Annotated in this window: 18 protein-coding genes; 9 read left to right on the top strand and 9 right to left on the bottom strand. The window is 58.6% G+C overall.

Translation table 11 applies throughout. The annotated features are described in order from the left end of the window. Positions 1-3 precede the first annotated feature (3 nt). From cyoB to cyoE, 4 genes are read left to right on the top strand one after another with little or no spacing between them, the layout of a single operon-like run. On the top strand, positions 4-2,034 hold the full coding sequence (cyoB, locus tag ACZ9BB_RS00765; protein ID WP_476212123.1) for a cytochrome o ubiquinol oxidase subunit I: 2,031 nt from the start codon (positions 4-6) through the stop codon (positions 2,032-2,034). Between the two features lie 3 nt (positions 2,035-2,037). After that, positions 2,038-2,664, top strand: a complete 627-nt coding sequence (locus ACZ9BB_RS00770; RefSeq protein WP_476212124.1) for a cytochrome o ubiquinol oxidase subunit III — start codon at positions 2,038-2,040, stop codon at positions 2,662-2,664. Next, positions 2,665-3,000, top strand: coding sequence for a cytochrome o ubiquinol oxidase subunit IV (gene cyoD, locus ACZ9BB_RS00775; RefSeq protein WP_008025399.1), 336 nt, complete (start codon positions 2,665-2,667; stop codon positions 2,998-3,000). Between the two features lie 11 nt (positions 3,001-3,011). Continuing rightward, on the top strand, positions 3,012-3,899 hold the full coding sequence (gene cyoE, locus ACZ9BB_RS00780) for a heme o synthase (protein ID WP_305478984.1): 888 nt from the start codon (positions 3,012-3,014) through the stop codon (positions 3,897-3,899). A 132-nt stretch (positions 3,900-4,031) separates the two neighbouring features. On the opposite strand, the gene ACZ9BB_RS00785 is transcribed toward cyoE, so the two are convergent. After that, on the bottom strand, positions 4,032-5,441 hold the full coding sequence (locus tag ACZ9BB_RS00785; RefSeq protein ID WP_476212125.1) for an aminotransferase-like domain-containing protein: 1,410 nt from the start codon (positions 5,439-5,441) through the stop codon (positions 4,032-4,034). Positions 5,442-5,562: 121 nt separating this feature from the next. On the opposite strand from ACZ9BB_RS00785, the gene ACZ9BB_RS00790 reads away from it, so the two are divergent. Next, complete coding sequence (locus ACZ9BB_RS00790) at positions 5,563-6,057, top strand: RidA family protein (protein WP_476212126.1); 495 nt, start codon at positions 5,563-5,565, stop codon at positions 6,055-6,057. A gap of 70 nt (positions 6,058-6,127) precedes the next feature. Here ACZ9BB_RS00790 and ACZ9BB_RS00795 read toward each other — a convergent pair whose 3' ends face one another. The 4 genes from ACZ9BB_RS00795 to ACZ9BB_RS00810 all read right to left on the bottom strand — a co-directional run bounded on the left by ACZ9BB_RS00795 (position 6,128) and on the right by ACZ9BB_RS00810 (position 9,659). Next, positions 6,128-6,298, bottom strand: coding sequence for a hypothetical protein (locus tag ACZ9BB_RS00795; protein WP_476212127.1), 171 nt, complete (start codon positions 6,296-6,298; stop codon positions 6,128-6,130). Between the two features lie 310 nt (positions 6,299-6,608). Then, positions 6,609-7,313: a hypothetical protein gene (locus ACZ9BB_RS00800; RefSeq protein WP_109787539.1), complete on the bottom strand. Its 705-nt coding sequence runs from the start codon at positions 7,311-7,313 to the stop codon at positions 6,609-6,611. Positions 7,314-7,425: 112 nt separating this feature from the next. Next, complete coding sequence (locus ACZ9BB_RS00805; protein WP_476212128.1) at positions 7,426-8,946, bottom strand: sensor histidine kinase; 1,521 nt, start codon at positions 8,944-8,946, stop codon at positions 7,426-7,428. After that, a complete protein-coding gene (locus tag ACZ9BB_RS00810) occupies positions 8,943-9,659 on the bottom strand; it encodes a response regulator transcription factor (protein WP_476212129.1) in 717 nt (238 codons plus the stop codon). Before ACZ9BB_RS00810 ends, ACZ9BB_RS00805 begins: the two co-directional genes overlap by 4 nt. A gap of 152 nt (positions 9,660-9,811) precedes the next feature. On the opposite strand from ACZ9BB_RS00810, the gene msrB reads away from it, so the two are divergent. From msrB to msrA, 3 genes are read left to right on the top strand one after another with little or no spacing between them, the layout of a single operon-like run. Then, complete coding sequence (gene msrB, locus ACZ9BB_RS00815; protein ID WP_476212130.1) at positions 9,812-10,330, top strand: peptide-methionine (R)-S-oxide reductase MsrB; 519 nt, start codon at positions 9,812-9,814, stop codon at positions 10,328-10,330. A 43-nt stretch (positions 10,331-10,373) separates the two neighbouring features. Further along, entirely contained in the window at positions 10,374-12,161 is a 1,788-nt protein-coding gene (locus ACZ9BB_RS00820) for a cytochrome c biogenesis protein DipZ (protein ID WP_476212131.1), read from the top strand. Positions 12,162-12,203: 42 nt separating this feature from the next. Beyond that, positions 12,204-12,911, top strand: coding sequence for a peptide-methionine (S)-S-oxide reductase MsrA (gene msrA / locus ACZ9BB_RS00825; RefSeq protein ID WP_476212132.1), 708 nt, complete (start codon positions 12,204-12,206; stop codon positions 12,909-12,911). 6 nt (positions 12,912-12,917) lie between these two features. Here the strand turns inward: msrA and ACZ9BB_RS00830 are convergent, their stop codons facing one another. Continuing rightward, entirely contained in the window at positions 12,918-13,931 is a 1,014-nt protein-coding gene (locus ACZ9BB_RS00830; protein WP_476212133.1) for a sensor domain-containing diguanylate cyclase, read from the bottom strand. Positions 13,932-14,006: 75 nt separating this feature from the next. Continuing rightward, the gene (locus ACZ9BB_RS00835) at positions 14,007-14,912 is read right to left on the bottom strand and encodes a LysR family transcriptional regulator (protein WP_476212134.1); all 906 of its coding nucleotides are present in this window, start codon (positions 14,910-14,912) and stop codon (positions 14,007-14,009) included. A 102-nt stretch (positions 14,913-15,014) separates the two neighbouring features. Between ACZ9BB_RS00835 and ACZ9BB_RS00840 the strand changes: the two genes are divergently transcribed. Further along, positions 15,015-16,190 (top strand): acetylornithine/succinylornithine family transaminase, encoded by a 1,176-nt coding sequence (locus ACZ9BB_RS00840; RefSeq protein ID WP_476212135.1) that lies wholly within the window; start codon positions 15,015-15,017, stop codon positions 16,188-16,190. A 48-nt stretch (positions 16,191-16,238) separates the two neighbouring features. Here the strand turns inward: ACZ9BB_RS00840 and ACZ9BB_RS00845 are convergent, their stop codons facing one another. Next, entirely contained in the window at positions 16,239-16,772 is a 534-nt protein-coding gene (locus ACZ9BB_RS00845; RefSeq protein WP_476212136.1) for a P-loop NTPase family protein, read from the bottom strand. Positions 16,773-16,788: 16 nt separating this feature from the next. Beyond that, entirely contained in the window at positions 16,789-18,726 is a 1,938-nt protein-coding gene (locus ACZ9BB_RS00850) for an alkaline phosphatase D family protein (protein WP_476212137.1), read from the bottom strand. Positions 18,727-19,072: the final 346 nt, after the last annotated feature.

Raw genomic sequence — 19,072 nt, forward strand, 5'->3', positions numbered from 1 at the left:
ACGATGTTTGGTAAATTAAGTTGGGAAGCGGTCCCGTTCCACGAGCCGATCGTGATGGTGACCATCGCCATGATCGCGCTCGGTGGTCTGGCGCTGTTCGCTGCAATCACCTACTTCAAGAAGTGGACCTATTTGTGGACCGAGTGGCTGACTTCGGTCGACCACAAGAAAATCGGCGTGATGTACATTGTCGTCGCCATGGTCATGTTGCTGCGTGGTTTTGCCGACGCCATCATGATGCGTACCCAGTTGGCCATGGCCACCGAGGGTTCGCCTGGCTACCTGCCGCCTGAACACTATGACCAGATCTTCACCGCTCACGGTGTGATCATGATCATCTTCATGGCGATGCCATTCTTCACCGGCCTGATGAACCTTGCAGTGCCGCTGCAGATCGGCGCGCGTGACGTTGCCTATCCGTTCCTGAACTCCCTGAGCTTCTGGCTGCTGGTGTCCGGCGTGGTGCTGATCAACCTGTCCCTGGGCGTTGGCGAATTCGCCAAGACCGGTTGGGTTGCCTATCCGCCGCTGTCGGGCCTGCAATACAGCCCGGGCGTGGGGATGGATTACTACATCTGGGCACTTCAGCTATCCGGGTTGGGTACGACGCTGACGGGGGTCAACTTCCTGGCCACCGTGCTGAAAATGCGTACCCCTGGCATGAAGCTGATGGACATGCCGATCTTCACCTGGACCTGCACCTGGGCCAACGTCCTGATCGTGGCTTCGTTCCCGATCCTGACCGCTACCCTGGCGCTGCTGACGCTTGACCGTTACATGGATTTCCACATTTTCACCAATGAACTTGGTGGCAATCCAATGATGTACGTCAACCTGTTCTGGGCCTGGGGTCACCCCGAGGTTTACATCCTGATTCTGCCGGCGTTCGGGATCTTCTCCGAAGTCATCTCGACCTTCACCGGCAAGCGTCTGTTCGGCCACCACTCGATGATCTACGCCAGCGGCGCGATCTCGATCCTGGGCTTCATGGTCTGGCTGCACCACTTCTTCACCATGGGTTCGGGTGCCAGCGTCAACGCCTTCTTCGGTCTGGCGACGATGCTGATTTCGATCCCGACGGGTGTGAAGCTATTCAACTGGCTGTTCACCATCTACCAGGGCCGTCTGCGTTTCACCAGCCAGGTTCTGTGGACCCTGGGCTTCATGGTGACCTTCGCCATCGGCGGCATGACCGGCGTACTGCTGGCCATTCCGGGCGCTGACTTCGTACTGCACAACAGCCTGTTCGTGATCGCGCACTTCCACAACGTGATCATCGGCGGCGCGGTATTCGGCTACATCGCTGGTTTCGCTTTCTACTTCCCTAAAGCGTTCGGCTTCAAGCTGCACGAAGGTTGGGGCAAGGCAGCGTTCTGGTTCTGGATTTCCGGCTTCTTCGTCGCGTTCATGCCGCTCTATGTACTGGGCTTCATGGGCATGACCCGTCGTCTGAACGCCACCACCAACCCTGAGTGGGTACCGTACCTGTACGTTGCCATGTTCGGTGCGGTGATGATCGCTGCGGGTATCGCCTGCCAGCTGATCCAGCTCTACGTGAGTATCCGTGACCGCAAGCTGCCGCAGAACATGTGCGAGCACGGCGACCCGTGGAATGCCCACACCCTGGAATGGTCGACCTCCTCGCCACCACCGTTCTACAACTTTGCCGTGCTGCCAAAAGCAGAAAGCATCGACCCGTTCACCGAAGCCAAGGAAAACGGCACCGCATACAAGGCTCCGGCCAAGTACGAGCCGATCCACATGCCAAACAACACCGCCACCGGTGTGGTCATGGGGGCTCTGTTGACCGTGTTCGGTTTCGCGATGATCTGGCACATCTGGTGGTTGGCCATCGTTGGTCTGGTTGGCACCGTGGGCTACTTCGTGATCCACGCTGCACGCGATGATCAAGGCTATATGGTGCCGGTCGACGTGATCGAGCGCATCGAAGCCGAGCAGCACAAGCGTCTGGTAGCGGCCGGGAAAGTTCCAGCCACCGCCACCCGTGTTGAAACCTCGTTGGAACAGGCTTAAACCATGTCGAACTTAGTGACCAATGCTGGACACACCCATGTCGATGGACATGGGCATGATGACCATCACCACGACTCGGGCGAGATGACCGTATTCGGTTTCTGGCTCTACCTGATGACCGACTGCATTCTGTTTGCGTCGATCTTCGCGGCGTACGCGGTACTGGTTAACAACGTAGCGGGTGGCCCGTCGGGCCACGACATCTTCGAGCTGCCATACGTACTGGGCGAAACCGCTCTGCTGTTGTTCAGTTCGATCACCTACGGCTTCGCCATGCTGGCGTTGTTCAAGGGCAAGAAGAACCAGGTCCTGGGCTGGCTGGCCATGACCTTCCTGTTCGGTGCCGGCTTCATCGGCATGGAGATCAACGAGTTCCACATGCTGATCTCCGAGGGCTTCGGTCCTAACCGCAGCGGCTTCCTGTCCGGGTTCTTCACCCTGGTCGGCACCCACGGTCTGCACGTGACCAGCGGTCTGATCTGGATGGCGATCATGATGTACCAGGTGCAGAAAAACGGCCTGACGGCGACCAACAAGACTCGTCTGAGCTGCCTGAGCCTGTTCTGGCACTTCCTGGACGTGGTGTGGATCTGCGTATTCACCGTTGTTTATCTGATGGGGACTATGTAAATGGCTAACGCTCATTCCCACGATAGCCACGACGCCGGCCACGGCAGCGTCAAGTCCTACGCTATCGGTTTCATCCTGTCGGTGATCCTGACCGTCATTCCTTTCGGCCTGGTGATGTACCCATCCCTGCCGAAAGCCCTGACCCTGTGGATCGTTCTGGCTTTCGCAGTGATCCAGGTGCTGGTGCACCTGGTGTACTTCCTCCACCTGGACCGTTCCGCCGCGCAGCGTAACAACGTGATTGCGTTTGTTTTTGCCGCGATCGTGATTGTCCTGTTGGTAGGCCTGTCGCTGTGGATCATGTTCAGCATCCACACCAACATGATGGCGCACTGAGGTAAGTCCGGATGTCCTTGAAGCACTTTATCCAAATCACCAAACCGGGGATCATTTTCGGTAACGTGCTTTCAGTGGCAGGCGGATTTTTCCTGGCCTCCAAAGGGCATGTCGATCTGGCCATTTTCCTGGCCGCGATGATCGGCACCTCCCTGGTGGTGGCTTCCGGTTGCGTGTTCAACAACTGCATCGACCGCGACATCGATCTGAAGATGGAGCGCACCAAGAACCGGGTGCTGGTCCAGGGCTTGATCTCCCTGAAACTGGCCCTGGCCTATGCGACCGTCCTCGGCGTTGCCGGCGTTGCGTTGCTGTACAAGGTGGCCAACCCGTTGGCCGCGTTGTTCGCGGTAATCGGTTTTGTCATCTACGTCGGCTTCTACAGCCTGTACCTCAAGCGCAAGTCGGTTCACGGCACGCTGGTGGGCAGTCTGTCGGGGGCGATGCCGCCGGTGATCGGTTACGTCGCCGTCAGCAATAACTTCGACATGGCCGCACTGACGTTGCTGGTGATGTTCAGCCTGTGGCAGATGCCGCATTCCTACGCCATCGCGATCTTCCGCTTCAATGATTACCTGGCCGCGTCGATTCCGGTGCTGCCAGTCAAGCGCGGAATTGAAGTGGCCAAGAAGCACATCCTGCTCTACATCCTGGCCTTCCTCGTGGCGACCTTGATGCTGACCTTCAGCGGCTACGCCGGCATGAGCTACCTCGCCGTCGCCGCAGCCATGGGCATGTACTGGTTGTACATGGCCTGGACCGGTTACAAGGCAGTGGATGACACGGTCTGGGCACGCAAGCTGTTCGTGTTCTCGATCTTCACCATTACTGCATTGAGCGTGATGATGTCGCTGGACTTCAAAGTGCCGAGTGAGTTGTTGCTGACTTACGCGCCTTAAGCGTCGGATGCTGTAAACAAAAGCCCCGCCTTCGAGAGAAGCGCGGGGCTTTTTGTTGGGGGCTTTCTGGTGGACCGTGTCGCCCCCTTCGCGAGCCTGCTCGTGAAAGCCGCACCTCGGTCTGTCAAAAATTCACTTATCGAGCAATCGGAAAAACCGCTCCCGCACCTGTGGATCATCGCTGTGCGCAACATTGAAGCGCAGAAAACTATTGGCGTCCGTCGCTTTGCTCAACAATGCCCCTGGCGCAAGTACCAGGTCATTCTTGAGCCCTTTGTTGGCGAGGGTTTCGGCATGCAACCCGTTGGGCAAGCGGGTCCAGATGAACAGTCCTTCACCCGGCACCGAGGACACCGAACATCCTGCTGCCACCAGCCAGCGCGCCACGCGACTGCTCGATTCATACAAGCGATCCACCGTACGCCGGATGTGCTTGGCGTAGCTGCCGTTGCTGAGCATGGTGCAGGTGATCTGTTCCGCCAATTCCGAGGTCACGCCGCCGATGCTCATCTTCAGGCTGATCATTCGGGCCGCCAGTTGTGGTGACAACACGGCGTAGCTGACCCGGCTGTTGGCCGTCAGGGTCTTGGAGAAACCGGACACGTAACTGACATTGTCCAGCCCGCTTGCGGCCAGGCGCGGGGTGCGTCGTTGCTGGAGGTCGCCGTACAGATCATCTTCAACAATGTGGAAACCGTAGCGGTGACTCAACTCCAGCAGGCGATACACCTGCGCCGCGGAAAACGAGTGCCCGGTCGGGTTATGCAGGGTGCTGTTGGTCATGTAGAGCACGGGGCGATGGGCGATCAGCAATTGCTCGAACGCCTCCAGATCCAGCCCGGTGCTATCGCGGGGAACGGTGATGACCTTGGCGCCGTGCAACGCCAGATTGGTGTGCAGGTTGAAGTAACACGGATCGTCGAGCAGCACCGTATCGCCGGGTTTTATCAACAGACGCATCAACTGGTCGATGGCCTGCATGGTGTTGGCGGTGGTGATGATTTGTTCCACCGGCACTTCGATGCCGAAACTCGACAACTTGACCCGTAACGCCTCGCGCAGTGGCCGATAACCACCCACCTCACCGTATTCACCCATGCGCAACGATGTCGCACGAAGAGTGCCGCGCACGGCTTTGAGCAGTTCTTCGGCGGGCAACCATGAGCCGGGCAGAAACCCGCAGCCGGGACGCAGCGCGCCGTTATCCAGAAGCATCGCGCGGCGGACACGGCTGAGGGTGTCTTGCGGTTGCAGGTCCGGGCCAGCAGCGGTTGGAGTCTGGGTGCTCGCCCGGTGGACGTAATGCCCCGAGCCTTGGCGTGAGACCACCAGCCCTTTAGCCCGCAATCGATCAAGGGCGTCCACTACGGTGGATTTGCCGACGTTCATCAATTCGGAAAGTACGCGAATCGGCGGCAACTTGGCCCCGTGCGGCAGGCCTCCCTGGCTGATTGCCTCGGACAGCTGATCGACAATCTGCTGCACCAGCGGCACTCCCGGCTGGAACTCGATGGCGGCGATCACGGCGCGCTGAACCTGCATTTTACTGGTCTCCCTGGCAGTAAAGTTCGCTGGATTCTATACGAACTTGCCCTGATCAAGAGATGCGTCTGTCTCTACCATCAAAAGCGCGTTTACATGATGGATCAAGAGGGCTCAGTAGATGATTAAGCAACTAACCCGCGACGAACGTTTTCTCGCGATGGCGAAAGAACACGGCTTCGATATCTACGACGAGAACGCGGCCGGGGGGCATTACGCGTCACTGCTTCGGAATGACAATGAGCTATATGTCAGTGGCCTGGTGCCGCGCATGAACGGCAAAATCCAGTACCCCGGCCGAGTGGGCCTGGAACTCAACATGGCCGATGCCCAAGAGGCCGCGAGTATCAGCGCGATACGCGGTCTGGCATTGATCCGCGAGGCCGTCGGTTCACTGGATAACGTCAAGGCACTGCTTCGTGTCACCGTTTATGTGAAATCTACGTTCGATTTCGTCGACCTCAGTGAGGTGGCCAACGGTGCATCGGATGTCTTCACCCATGTGTTGGGCTACGCCGGCAAACATACGCGGACGACGGTAGGTGTTTATCAGTTGCCGAAAAACGCGCCGGTAGAAGTGGACATGATCGCGGCGCTGCATCCTTCGATTTCCTGATTTTTGCAGGCAATAAAAAACCCCCGCTTTTCTCTCGTAAGCGGGGGCTTTTTGATAAAGAGCTATCGCTTCAAACGGCTTGAAGTCGCTCAACCATATCGGGGAATTTCTCCACCTGCCTAATCAATAAAGCCGCTTGGGCATTTGGCTTGGATTTTCGCAGCGTGATCTTGCCTTCTCGCTGAGCAGCCATCTCGCCAACGCCCTGCATCAACTCTGCAAACAGGTCGCGCTTTTTCATGGGTTACCTTGTGCCTTTAACTCTGTGCCTATGGCTTTCTTGAGCGCCTTCTCTTGGTCGGCAGTCAAATTCTCAAGAAAATAGCCCCGCTGCAAAAGCGTAATACCGTTCACTTAAGAAAATCTTGAGACAAACGGAAACTTGTGGCGAGGGAGCTTGCTCCCGCTGGACTGCGCAGCAGTCCCCTTCTTTTTGGGGCAGGAAGGGGGCCGCTTCGCGACCCAGCGGGAGCAAGCTCCCTCGCCACAGATACAGCGTTGCGTTTAAGTGAACAGCATTACGCTGCAAAGGGGCTTTCAGGTGGGGCGTGTTACTGCGCGGCGATGCTGTAGCCGTCGAACGCGGTTTGCTGCTGCAGTGCGGTGATGATGTTCTTGCGGTTGACCGCTTGTTCGACGCCGGCGTTATCCAGGAACGTCTCGCTTTCAATCACTGCATCATCGCCTTCGCCGACAAAGGTAAAGCCGAGGAATTCCAGGGCTTTGCGGTCAACGTTCAGACTTGAACGCGGGGTGCGCAGTGGCAGGGTGACGTTTATGCCGTCCTTGCTGATGGTGAACACTTCGAGATCTTTCTTGGCGCGCGCTACTTTGCTTTTGCCACTGCTCGGGTTGCTGATGGCCTGGTGAGTCTGGTTCAGCACTTTCAGCGCGAGGCCGTAGACGATTTCCTGAAACGCCGGGTCATCCTTGAAGCTGGACAGAATGCGGCTGATCGGGAATTTGCTGCTCAGGTCTTCCAGGGCGGCAATGTCGGCCGCTTCGGCGTCTTTCAATTGCTTGAGTTCGCCCATCAATTCGTAGGCTTTATCGTCGTCGAAGCTGTCATGTGCCTGGCGAATCGCGGCGCGCAGTTCGCGGATCTGGTCGCTTTCCCGGGTGGATTGAAAAGCGTCCAGAACCATCTCGCTGATGGTCTTGGCCTGAGGCACGTGTTGTGAAAGATTGATGGAGTTTTCGTATTCCGCTTTGGACGACAAGGTGACTACGGATTCAGCGGTATTGGAATCGGACATTGAAATTTCACTACTTCTTTAACTTGGATTGAGGCGAGAAAGCACAGGGCTTTTTCAGGCCGCCTAATCTATTGGACCCGCGCTGCGTTGTCACGGATGAACAGGTGGCTGGTCAGTATTTCTGGTGAGAGGTTTTAGACCGACCCACCCATTGCTCCGCCGTTTGCTCATCCACCGGCAAGGAGAAGCGAAAAGTCGCGCCGCGTCCCGGCACGTCGATCAGCTCGATCTCTCGACCATGCAATTGCAGGATCCGGTGCACGATCCGCAATCCCAGCCCGCCATCGCGTCGTGCGCCGCCAATGTTGAACGGGCGCAGGAACAGACCTTCGCGCAGTTCGGGAGCGATTCCCGGGCCGGTATCGCTGACGGTGACTTCGATGAAAGACCCGTGAGGGCGGAGGCTGAGTTCGATTTCTCCACCTTGGGGCGTATGGCGCAGGGCGTTGTCGAACAGGTTGGTCAGCACCCGCTCGATCAGCCCCAGATCTGCACAAGCCGCCGAGACGTTAGGGGCGAAAGTGGCCTTGAGTTCGATCTGGCGCGCTTCGGCGCTGAGTTCGAATTTCTGAAAAATGTCCTGTACCAGATCGGTCAGGGAGAAACGCTCCAGCACCGGTTGCACGAAACCGTGTTCCAGCCGCACCAGTTCCAGCAACGATTGCGCCAGGCCACCGACCTTGCGGCTCTGATCCAGGGCGATCCCCAGATAACGACGGCGGTCGGCGGGGGACAATGTGGCGTCCTTGAGCGACAGGGTTTCCAGGTAACCGTGCAGCGAGGCCAGCGGTGTGCGCAGGTCGTGGGAGATGTTGGCCACCAGTTCGCGACGCTCCTGATCCTGACGGGTCAGCGAGCGCCATTGCTCTCCGAGGCGCGCTTGCATCTGCCGGAAGGCCGCGTCGAGTACGGCTATCTCATCGTGGCTGGCGGCCTTTTCTATGGGTTCCGGCTCAGGTTCGGGCGAAGCGGACGGAACGCCGTTGATGTCGAACTGACTGACTTTCTCGGTCAAACGACGCAATGGCCGGGTGATCAGGGCAAATGCCGTGAGGCCGGCTATCAGACATAACAATGCCACTAACCCGATGGACAACAATGCAGTATTGAGCGCCGCGCTGGTGGCGCCGCGTTCGGCGAAGCGGTCATGCTCTTCGCTGAGCAACACCACATAGAGATAGCCGGCCGGTTGACCATTGACCCGCAAAGGCGCGGCGCTGAATACCTTGCGACCATCGACGCTGCGCGGATCGTCACCGAGAATCGGCAACGCCTCGCCTTTGAGCAAACGCTGGATCGGCGCCAGATCGACCTGCTCCCGGCGTATCCGGCCCTCGGGCGCGGCGCTGCCGACAATTCTGCCTCCGGTATCCAGCAGATAGACCTCGACACTGGGGTTGACCAGCATCAGTTGGCTGAACAGTTCGCGCACGGCATTGGGCATCGGGCCATTGCGGTCCATCAGCACCGTATCGTGGGCGATGTGTTGCGCCAGATCCCGCGACAAACCTTGCACCACTTCCAGTTCATGCATCTGATTGGAGCGCACCTGCATCCAGGCCGAGGTGCCGCAGCACACCAGCAACAATACGGCGAACACCAGGGACAGGCGTTGGGTCAGGGTCAGCCTCATGGCTGCTCTCCGCTTGCTGCGAATTTGTAGCCACGGCCCCACACCGTGAGGATGCGCACCGGTTGCGCCGGATCGGCCTCGATCTTGGCCCGCAGGCGGTTGATGTGGGTGTTGACCGTGTGTTCGTAGCCTTCATGGCTGTAGCCCCATACCGCGTTGAGCAGGTCCATGCGCGAAAAAACCTTGCCGGGCTGGCGAGCGAAGAAGTACAGCAGGTCGAACTCCCGTGGCGTGAGGTCAAGACGCCGGCCATGGAGAGCGACTTCGCGGGTGATCGGGTCGATGGACAGGCCATCGCTGATCAGACTGCCGGCATCCATTTTCAGGTTGCGGGCCATGGCGTCGACCCGGCGCAGCAGTGCCTTGACCCGTGCCACCAGTTCGAGCATGGAAAAGGGCTTGGCCAGGTAATCGTCGGCGCCCAGTTCCAGCCCCAGAATCCGATGCATTTCACTGGAGCGCGCACTGGTGATGATGATCGGTGTGTAACGGGCCATGGCCCGGGCGCGGCGGCAGATTTCCAGGCCATCGACGCCGGGCAGCATCAGGTCGAGAATTAGTGCGTCCCAGCTTCCTTGCTGCAGCAGTCGCATGCCCTCGTCGCCGTCGGCGCAGTGCACCACCTCGAACTGCTCATCGCGAAGATGCAGGCAGATAAGGTCGGCGATATGCAGGTCGTCCTCAACCACCAGGACGCGTTTGGTCGGTTCCATGGAACTCAATCCCTTGTGACGCAATGAACACATTGTGCGGGTTTTTCTGAGGCTGAGTTATCACGAATTGTTTAACTCCTCGTGAGGATTTGGCGATCAACTCAAGCCTAGGCTGTGTTCCATACAAGGCACCTGGAATTTTGGAGAAGGCCATGTTTTCACGGCGACAGTTTCTTGTAGCGAGCGGCGGGCTGGGGGTTGCAGCCCTGGTGATCGGTGTATTGCCAAAATTTTCCACAAGCGTCGCACTGGTCAACGAGGCTCGCGCGGCAGAGGATTTCGAGGTGACTCACAGCGACAGCGAATGGCGTGCCCAGCTCAGCGCCGAGCAGTACGAGATACTGCGCGAAGAGGGCACCGAACGGGCCTACAGCAGCCCGCTGAACAACGAGCACCGCAAAGGCGTTTTTGCCTGTGCTGGTTGTGATCTGCCGTTATTTTCATCCGATACCAAGTTTGACAGTCGCACCGGTTGGCCAAGCTTTTGGGCTCCGCTCGATAACGCGGTTGCCACTCGTCAGGACCGTTCCTTCGGCGTGCTGCGCGAAGAGGTCCACTGTCGTCGTTGCGGCGGTCATCTGGGCCATGTCTTCGAGGACGGGCCAAAGCCCACCGGTCTGCGTTACTGCATGAACGGCCTGGCCTTGACCTTCAAGCCACAGGTGGCTTGATCCATGGGCGCTTCTTTTCATTCACTTCATGCAGGTCGACGTTATGTGGCTTCTGGTCCTCGCTTATCTCGGTGGTGTGCTGACGATTGTCAGCCCGTGCATTCTGCCGGTATTGCCCTTTGTCTTCGCTCGCACCGGGCAGCCGTTTATGAAGAGTGGCTTGCCGCTGCTGGCGGGGATGGCGCTGACCTTCGCGCTCGTCGCCTCGTTGGCGGCGGTGGGCGGCGGTTGGGTGGTGCAAGTCAATCAGTACGGTCGCTGGCTCGCGTTGCTATTCGTTGCGCTGTTCGGGCTGACGCTGTTGCTGCCACGGTTGGCCGAGCGCCTGACGCGTCCACTGGTGGCGGCCGGCGGTCGGCTGTCGGAAGCCGCGGGGGCCGATACCCGGCCGCGTCCCGGCGCTTCATTCCTGATCGGCGTCGCCACGGGCCTGCTCTGGGCGCCCTGCGCCGGGCCGATTCTGGGTTTATTGCTGACCGGCGCGGCGCTGCAAGGGGCAAGTATCGCAACCACCCTGTTGCTACTGGCTTACGCGGCCGGTGCCGCAACTTCGCTCGCCGCGGCACTGCTGCTGGGCGGTAAAGTCTTCGCTGCGATGAAGCGCTCGATAGGCGCTGGCGAGTGGCTGCGTCGAGGCTTGGGTGCCGCGATGCTGGTGGGTGTGGTGGCGATTGCCCTGGGGCTGGACACCGGGATTCTGGCGCGGGTTTCGACGGCGTCCACCGGCGGTATCGAGCAGGCGCTGGTCAACCAATTGGCCGGTAAGCTGCCCTCCGACAGTGGGGCGATGATGTCGCAGATTCCACGCGGCGGCGATCAATCCGCCGCCAGCATGAAAATGACCGCGAAGACACCGGACACACTGCCGATTGAAGGCAACCTTCCATCGCAGGACGGCGCTGTGCAATGGCTCAACTCACCCCCTCTCACTGCCCAAGCCTTGAAGGGCAAGGTTGTGCTGGTGGATTTCTGGACTTACTCCTGCATCAACTGCCTGCGCACCCTGCCGTATGTGAAGGCCTGGGCCGAGAAGTATCACGATCAGGGCCTGGTGGTCATTGGTGTCCATGCTCCCGAGTTTGCCTTCGAGCGGGATGTAGGCAACGTCACCAAAGCCATGAAGGATCTGGGCATCACTTATCCGGTGGCAATCGATAATGACTACAAGGTCTGGCGTGCTTTCAACAACCAATACTGGCCAGCCCACTATTTTGCCGATGCTCAGGGGCGCATTCGATATCACCATTTTGGTGAAGGCAAATACGCCGAGTCGGAGCGAGTGATTCAGCAACTGCTGCGTGAGGCGGGCGCCGCGAAGGTCGCGGACGGGTTGATTACTGCCCACGCCGAGGGTGTTCAACTCGCCCCGGACATGAGTGAGGTGCAATCGCCGGAAACCTATGTCGGCTATCGGCGTGCGGAGCATTTCGTCCCTGAAACCGGTCTGGTGCCGGACAAGGTGAAGGCCTATGGCCCACCGTCCCAATTGGCCCTCAATGACTGGAGCCTGGAGGGTCAATGGACTGTCGGGGCGGAGCGGGCCGTTTCAAACGCACCGGCCAGTCGTATCGTCTACCGCTTTCACGCTCGCGACCTGCATTTGGTGTTGGGGCCGGGTGCTGACGGCAAACCGGTGCGTTTCAAAGTGCTGATTGACGGCAAGCCCCCAGGCGATGCCCACGGTATCGACGTGGCGCCCGATGGCAGCGGCAGCGTCACCGAGCAGCGCTTGTATCAATTGGTACGCCAGAGCGCAGGTGTGACGGACCGCACGTTCAGCATCGAGTTTCTCGATCCGGGTGTGTCGGCGTATGCATTTACCTTTGGTTGATAGCCGTTTGGTTGATAGCCCCATTCACTGAGGAGACAGCCCATGAAAACCCTATATAACTGGCGACGCACCCTACTGGGATTGGCCGCCGCCAGTGTTATCGGCCAGTGCTCCGCGTTCTCTTTCGGCGCCGCCGAAGACGCGGTCATTATCCCGCCGCCAACGCTTGACGAAACCACCCAGGCGCACAGCGAAACGGCAGTTTTTGCGGGTGGTTGCTTCTGGGGCGTCCAAGGCGTGTTTCAGCATGTCAAAGGAGTGAAAAGTGCTGTTTCCGGTTATGCCGGTGGCGCAGCCAATACCGCTCAATACGAGCGGGTCAGCGAAGGCAATACCGGTCATGCCGAGTCCGTAGAAGTCACCTTCGATCCTGCTCAGGTCAGCTATGGCACCTTGCTGCAAATCTACTTCTCCGTGGCCCATAACCCCACTGAACTCAACCGCCAGGGCCCGGACACTGGCACCCAGTATCGATCGGCTCTTTTCCCGAAAAGCACCGAACAGCAACGCGTCGCCCAGGCTTACATCACCCAGCTCGACGCCGCCCATTCGTTCCACAAACCCATCGTTACCAAACTGGAAACCTACAACGGTTTCTACCCGGCGGAGGAGGAGCATCAAGACTTCTTGACCGAGCACCCGACGTACCCCTACATCGTGATCAATGACCTGCCGAAGGTGGCGCAGTTGAAACAGTTGTATCCGGATCGGTATCAGGAGAAGCCGGTATTGGTTAAAGCAGGCATGTAGGCAAGCTCACCCCGAAATCACATTCTTGCCCGCAATCTTTGACCGATACAGCGCCTGATCGGCCCGGGCCAGCAGCCCGGTCTGTTGCTCTTCTTCAAAGCGTTGCACCACGCCAAAACTCATGGTGACGTGATAGTCCCCGACCGGCAGCAAGCTCGACAGGCTGTGACGGATTTTTTCAGCGAGTGCCCTGGCGTCGGCCAACAAGGTATTGGGCAGGATCATGATGAATTCGTCGCCGCCCCACCGTGCCAACAGATCGCCTTCGCGCACACAATGTTTCACGCTCTCGATCACTTGAACCAACGCCGCATCGCCCAGGGCGTGGCCGTAGTGATCGTTGATGTTCTTGAAGTCATCGATATCCATGGCGATCAGTGACAGCGGCTGGCGGAAGCGTTGGGCGCGGTCGCATTCCTGGGGCAGGGCTTTTTCCAGGCGATAGCGATTGGCGATGGAGGTCAGCACATCGGTTTCCGCCAGTTTGCGGTTTTCTTCGAGTTGAATCTGCAACTGCTGATTGACCCGGGATAACTCCCGAGTGCGTTCTTCGATGATGGCTTCGAGGGATTGATTGCGCCGTTCCATTTCTTCGAACAGGCGCTTCTTGTCTTCGATGCTGCGGTGCGCGCCGACCATTCGCGCCACCGAGCCGTCGGCATTACGTGCCAGTACGTAGCCGCGATCTTCGATCCAGGTGTAAGTACCATCGCGCATGCGGCAGCGATACTCGGCTTGATAACCGGGAGCGCGCTGATCCAGGTAGTCATCAAACAGCGCCATGACCCGCGAATAATCGTCGGGGTGGATCACGTTTTCCCAGGTCAGCACATTGTTATCCAGGGAATGAGGTGGATAACCGAGCATCTCGTACCACCCGGGGTTGCGGTAGACAAACCCGGTGTTGGCGTTCCAGTCCCAGATGCCATCGCTGACCAGTTCCAGAATGGTGTGCAGCATGTCTTCGTTAAAATCTGACAGATTGAACTTCAACGGCTCGATATTCGATGCCTCACCCATCATCGGTCTCCCTGCCGAACTGATATCAACGTGACTCGTCAGTCGGGGAGATTAGTTCATGGGGTATTGCTCCGGCTAGTGTTTGCCCCACCTCTGCAGCGCAAAGTCGACGAAGCTGCGCAATTTCGGCAAACGGTAGCGGTCCTGGGCGTACACCAGGTTCATCGGGCGGCTCGGCAGTTGGTAGTCCTGCATCAAGGCCACCAGTTTTCCGTCGTGAAGGTCCTGTTCTACCAACGCATCGGGCACCATCACGATGCCCATCCCGGTTCGCGCCGCTTGATGCAGCCCCGCCGAGCTGTTGATCAGCATCGGTCCGCTGACCTCTACCATGACTTCGCCTTCAGGTCCTCTCAGGCGCCATTGTTTTGCTACCGAGTGCCAGTCATCTCCGGCCGGGTAGGCGAAGGCCAGGCAGTCATGGTGTTGCAGGTCGGTAGGTTTTTCCGGAGTGCCTCGGCGCGCCAGGTAGTCCTTCGAAGCGCACAGGGTCATCGTGTAGTCGATGAGCGGGCGGGCGATCATGTTGGACATCTCGGTAGTGCCCAAGCGAATAGCCACATCGAAACCGTTGTCGAGCAGATCCAGGCGCTGGTTGGTCAAAACGACGTCGAGTTTGACTTGCGGACAACGCAGGGAGAATTCACTCAAGGCCGGCGCCAGCCGTTCGGTGCCAAAGGTCAGCGGCGCGGTGATGCGCAGGGTGCCGCTCGGCTCGTCCAGGGTCTGTTCGGCCAAACGTTCGGAGTCGGCCACCAACCCCAATACCTCGAGACAACGCTGATAGTACGCGGTGCCGAATTCCGTCAGCCGCTGGCGTCGTGTCGTACGGTTGAGCAAGCGCACACCCAGACGTTGCTCCAAAGCCCGCAGGTGGTTGCCGACCATGGTCGTGGACATTTCGCACTGCAAAGCGGCGGCGGTCATGCTGCCGGCTTCCACGACTCTTACGTAAACCGTCATTGCTTGGAATAAATCCATTATCAAGCCCAGCTTTAAAATGATTGAAGTATTGCAGCGTTTATCCAGTTCAGGTGGCTAACCATACTGCAAAAACACCGACTATTGATGGAGCCTGATGTCATGACTGCCGCCTGCCTGATGAGCGCTTACCAACCTTTGGCCCTGAGTTTCAGCAGAGGCCTGGGCACGCGCCTGTGGGACCAGGCCGGTCGTGAATACCTGGATGCGGTGGCGGGCGTGGCCGTGACCAACGTCGGCCATTCCCATCCGCGCATCGTGTCGGCCATCAGCGAACAGGCCGGGTTGCTGTTGCATACCTCCAACCTGTACAGCATCGACTGGCAACAGCGGCTGGCGCAGAAACTGACGCAGCTGTCGGGCATGGAGCGGGCGTTCTTCAATAACTCTGGTGCCGAAGCCAACGAAACCGCGTTGAAACTCGCGCGGCTTTACGGTTGGCACAAAGGCATCGAGCAACCGCTGGTGGTGGTCATGGAAAACGCCTTCCATGGCCGGACCCTCGGTACTTTGTCCGCCAGTGACGGCCCGGCGGTGCGTTTGGGGTTTAACGAGTTGCCGGGGGATTTCATCAAAGTACCGTTCGGCGACCTCGTGGCGCTGGAGGCGGTGCAGCAAGCCCACGGCCCGCGCATCGTGGCGATCCTGATGGAGCCGATTCAGGGCGAAAGCGGTGTGCAAATGGCGCCGCCCGGTTATCTCAAAGCCGTGCGTGAACTCTGCAATCGGCGCGCCTGGCTGCTGATGCTCGACGAAATCCAGACCGGCATCGGCCGCACGGGCCAGTGGTTTGCGTTCCAGCACGAAGGCATCGTTCCGGACGTTATGACCTTGGCCAAAGGCTTGGGTAACGGAGTTCCAATCGGCGCCTGCCTGGCCCGAGGCAAAGCAGCCGACCTGTTCACTCCCGGCAGCCACGGCAGCACGTTCGGCGGCAACCCACTGGCGTGCCGGGTGGGTTGCACGGTGCTTGCGATTATCGAGGAGCAAGACCTGCTGGAAAACGCCAGGCTTCAGGGTGAGCGTCTGCTCGCCAGATTACGCGTCGAACTGGCTGACAACCCGAACGTCGTGGAGATCCGTGGCCAGGGCTTGATGATCGGCATCGAACTCGCTCAACCGATCCGCGACCTGACCCTGATTGCAGCCCGCGATCACGGCTTGCTGATCAACGTGACACGGGGCAAAACCATTCGCCTGCTGCCACCACTGACGATCGATGAGCGGGAAGTGGAGATGATTGTCAGAGGGGTGTCTCGGGCGGTGAAGGCGGACTGATATCTTCTGGGTATACGCCGTCTCCTCTGGGGGCGGCGTCGCGTCGTGTCATCTCCAATTGGATTGTTGTCTCGTTCTGATGAAAGCCGTGACTTCAGTGCGGTTCATCAGTTGAAGTTTCGAGCCGCCAAACCCTTCGAACAAACGCTGGTGCGCGGCAAATCCACTGGCGCCTTCACGAATTCGGTAGCTGCCGGCCCATTCCAGTAACGCCATCAGCAACTCGTCATGCTCATCCCGTTTCGCCTCTCGCTGGCGAATATGGCTGACGCAGTCGTCGTCCTCCAGACACAACCAGATCAGCGCTGTCGCCTGCTCCACAAGTTCACTGATCATCCAATCGTAAACACCCTCGATAACCCAGCGCTCTTCGCTCGCTGCTACTCGCGCCATTCCCAGTGCTTCGGCGCGAGGACGGGCGATGCTGTGTTCATCGGATACCCAGTGAATCAGGTCGAGATCGGTCCAGGGCACTTGCAAGTGTTTGGCTAATCGCTTCGCCAGCCAGCTCTTGCCCGAGCCGGAGTTACCGATGATCAGGGTTCGAGTGAGGTTCATGGCGTTCGGGTAATGATTGCTCATGGCAACTCGGGCAACGTCAGTCAGCCGCTTCGCAAATTTCAGGCGCAATCATCCGCGTCTTCGGCGATCCATCCGCATTGAATTGATAAATATCCTGCGGCTGGCCTTTTTCATTGAAGAACACTTGGCCGATTCCTGCTGAGTTCCACAGTCGCTCGCCAGCTTCGGCGTGTTCGGGGATGTGCGGAACAATGCGCATGCGCCGGCGTTTGGTCAGCCAGTTGAGGGGCGAACGGGGCGAGTAAAGCCAACGGTTGAGGCGGTCGAACCATTCGAGCAGGGCGGGCGGGAATTCGTTTTTGATACCGCTGCTGGTGATCTGCCAGATACGCGGGCCGGCCTTGCGGTGTCGGATCAGAACTTCGTAGACGAAGGAATAATGCACATCGCCAGACAGCACCACGTAGTTACCGGGTGTGCGGGAGTGTCGGAAAATGTTCAGGATCACTTGGGCAGCGCCGCGATGGGCCATCCAGTTTTCCGCGTCCACCAGCAGTGGATAGCCGCACCAGCTGAACACGCGCTGTACGGTTTCGATGAGTTTGACGCCGAAGATCGGTGCCGGTGAAACGATGATCGCCGAGGGATGACCAAGCAGTTCCTGTTGCAACTCACTAAGGGCTTCCCAGTCCAGCAGACCCGACGGTTGCTTGAGGTTCATCTCGCTGCGCCAACGTCGGGTGCGAGTGTCGAGCACCACCAGCGCCGGGCGGGTGGGCAGCACGTAATGCCACTTCTGAAAGCCAAGCAGCTCATCGATCAAGTCATCCTGGACGTCGCTGTCCAGGTAATGGTCTTGCCCCGTGGCGCTCAATAGCCGGGTTTTTTCCAGCACGCTACCAAACGCGTCCGGATTGTTGCCCCAGCCCTGACACAGCATATAAGCAAGCAGCGCATTGCCGATGATGCGCTTGGAGAACGGATGGCCGTAGGCCGTTTCCTCCCATTGCGCGGAAAGATTCCAGTCATCGGTAATATCGTGGTCGTCGAAAATCATCAGACACGGCAGATGCGCCATCGCCCGCCCGACACCACTCAACCCCGTCTTGAACGCATCGATGCGTGTCTGCTCCAAGGCATAACGCTTGCGTTGTTCGGGTGTCAGTGCCGGTGGTTGTGGCGCGATCAGTGTCCAGGACGTTGGCGACCACACCAGCAGGTACATGGCCATGACTTCGGCGAACGTCACCAAATGGTTGTCGGCGCTGCTGCTGGTGAAAATCGGCTTACGTGCTCCACCGAAAAATCGCTCGCGCAAGGTTTCATTGCTCTCAAGCGCCGGTAACAAATCCGCACGATGGTAGTAGCTGGCCGGGTGTTCGTAGAGTTTGGCGCTGTCGCTGACCACCGCACCGTCGAGGTGTTCATCGAACAGCCCCAGGCGCTCGATCAAGGCATGAATCGCCCGCAACATCGGCCCGGCGACATCATCTGCATACACTTGATCGCCGCTCATCATTAATAGCGCGGGGCGCTTACAAGCATCCGGTTCGGATTCCAGCAACCGGTCGACGCACAGCAGACCATCGGCCGCCGGATGGTGGGGTTTACGGCAGGAGCCATGCAGCAACTGATCAACCCGTGAGCGCAACACGAAATTCGGGCAAAGCGCTTCGCCATACAATAGATGAGGTGCCCACTCGGCGCTGCCCGACTGCGCGCCATCCGCTTCGGTGATCAGCAGGTCGTACTCGATCAAGGTGTCGCAGGGCAGGGCGGTGTTCAGGGGCACATCAATTAAATGAACGAAGGCGTGAGTGCCGACCGGGATAATCGTGCATTGCCCTGCGTCGAGGGGGATGTCGACTCCTTGCAGGCGCAGCGTCAGCGTCAGCGCACGCGACCCCGCTAACCACAACACCAGACGCATTGGCTCCAGGCGCCGCAATAGCGGGCCGACGAGGACGGGTGGCAAGCGGAGATCATCGTCAGGCAATGGCAGAGATACGGACATCCGGGTTCAAGGCTCTTTGCGAACAGGCCGGCGATGATAACGCAGTGCCTGTTAAGCATAGCGATCCGGGGTGCCCTCGATCACTTGCCGTTCTCGTGGTCGGCAATACCAACGCAGCGCAATCAGCATAATGTGATGTTGGCCGAGGCGCTTCGGTAAGGGTAAAAATTATTAAAGTAGATGGTTGACCATGAAACAAAATGCTGTATTATTCGCCTCCCGCTAACGAGAGATCGGAAGCGCAAGTGGTTGAAGTTGTTAAAGATTTCCAAGCGAAACTTTGAAAACTTCTGAAAATAATCACTTGACAGCAACAAGCGCTGCTGTAGAATGCGCGCCTCGGTTG

Source organism: Pseudomonas sp. TE3552, assembly GCF_056278945.1.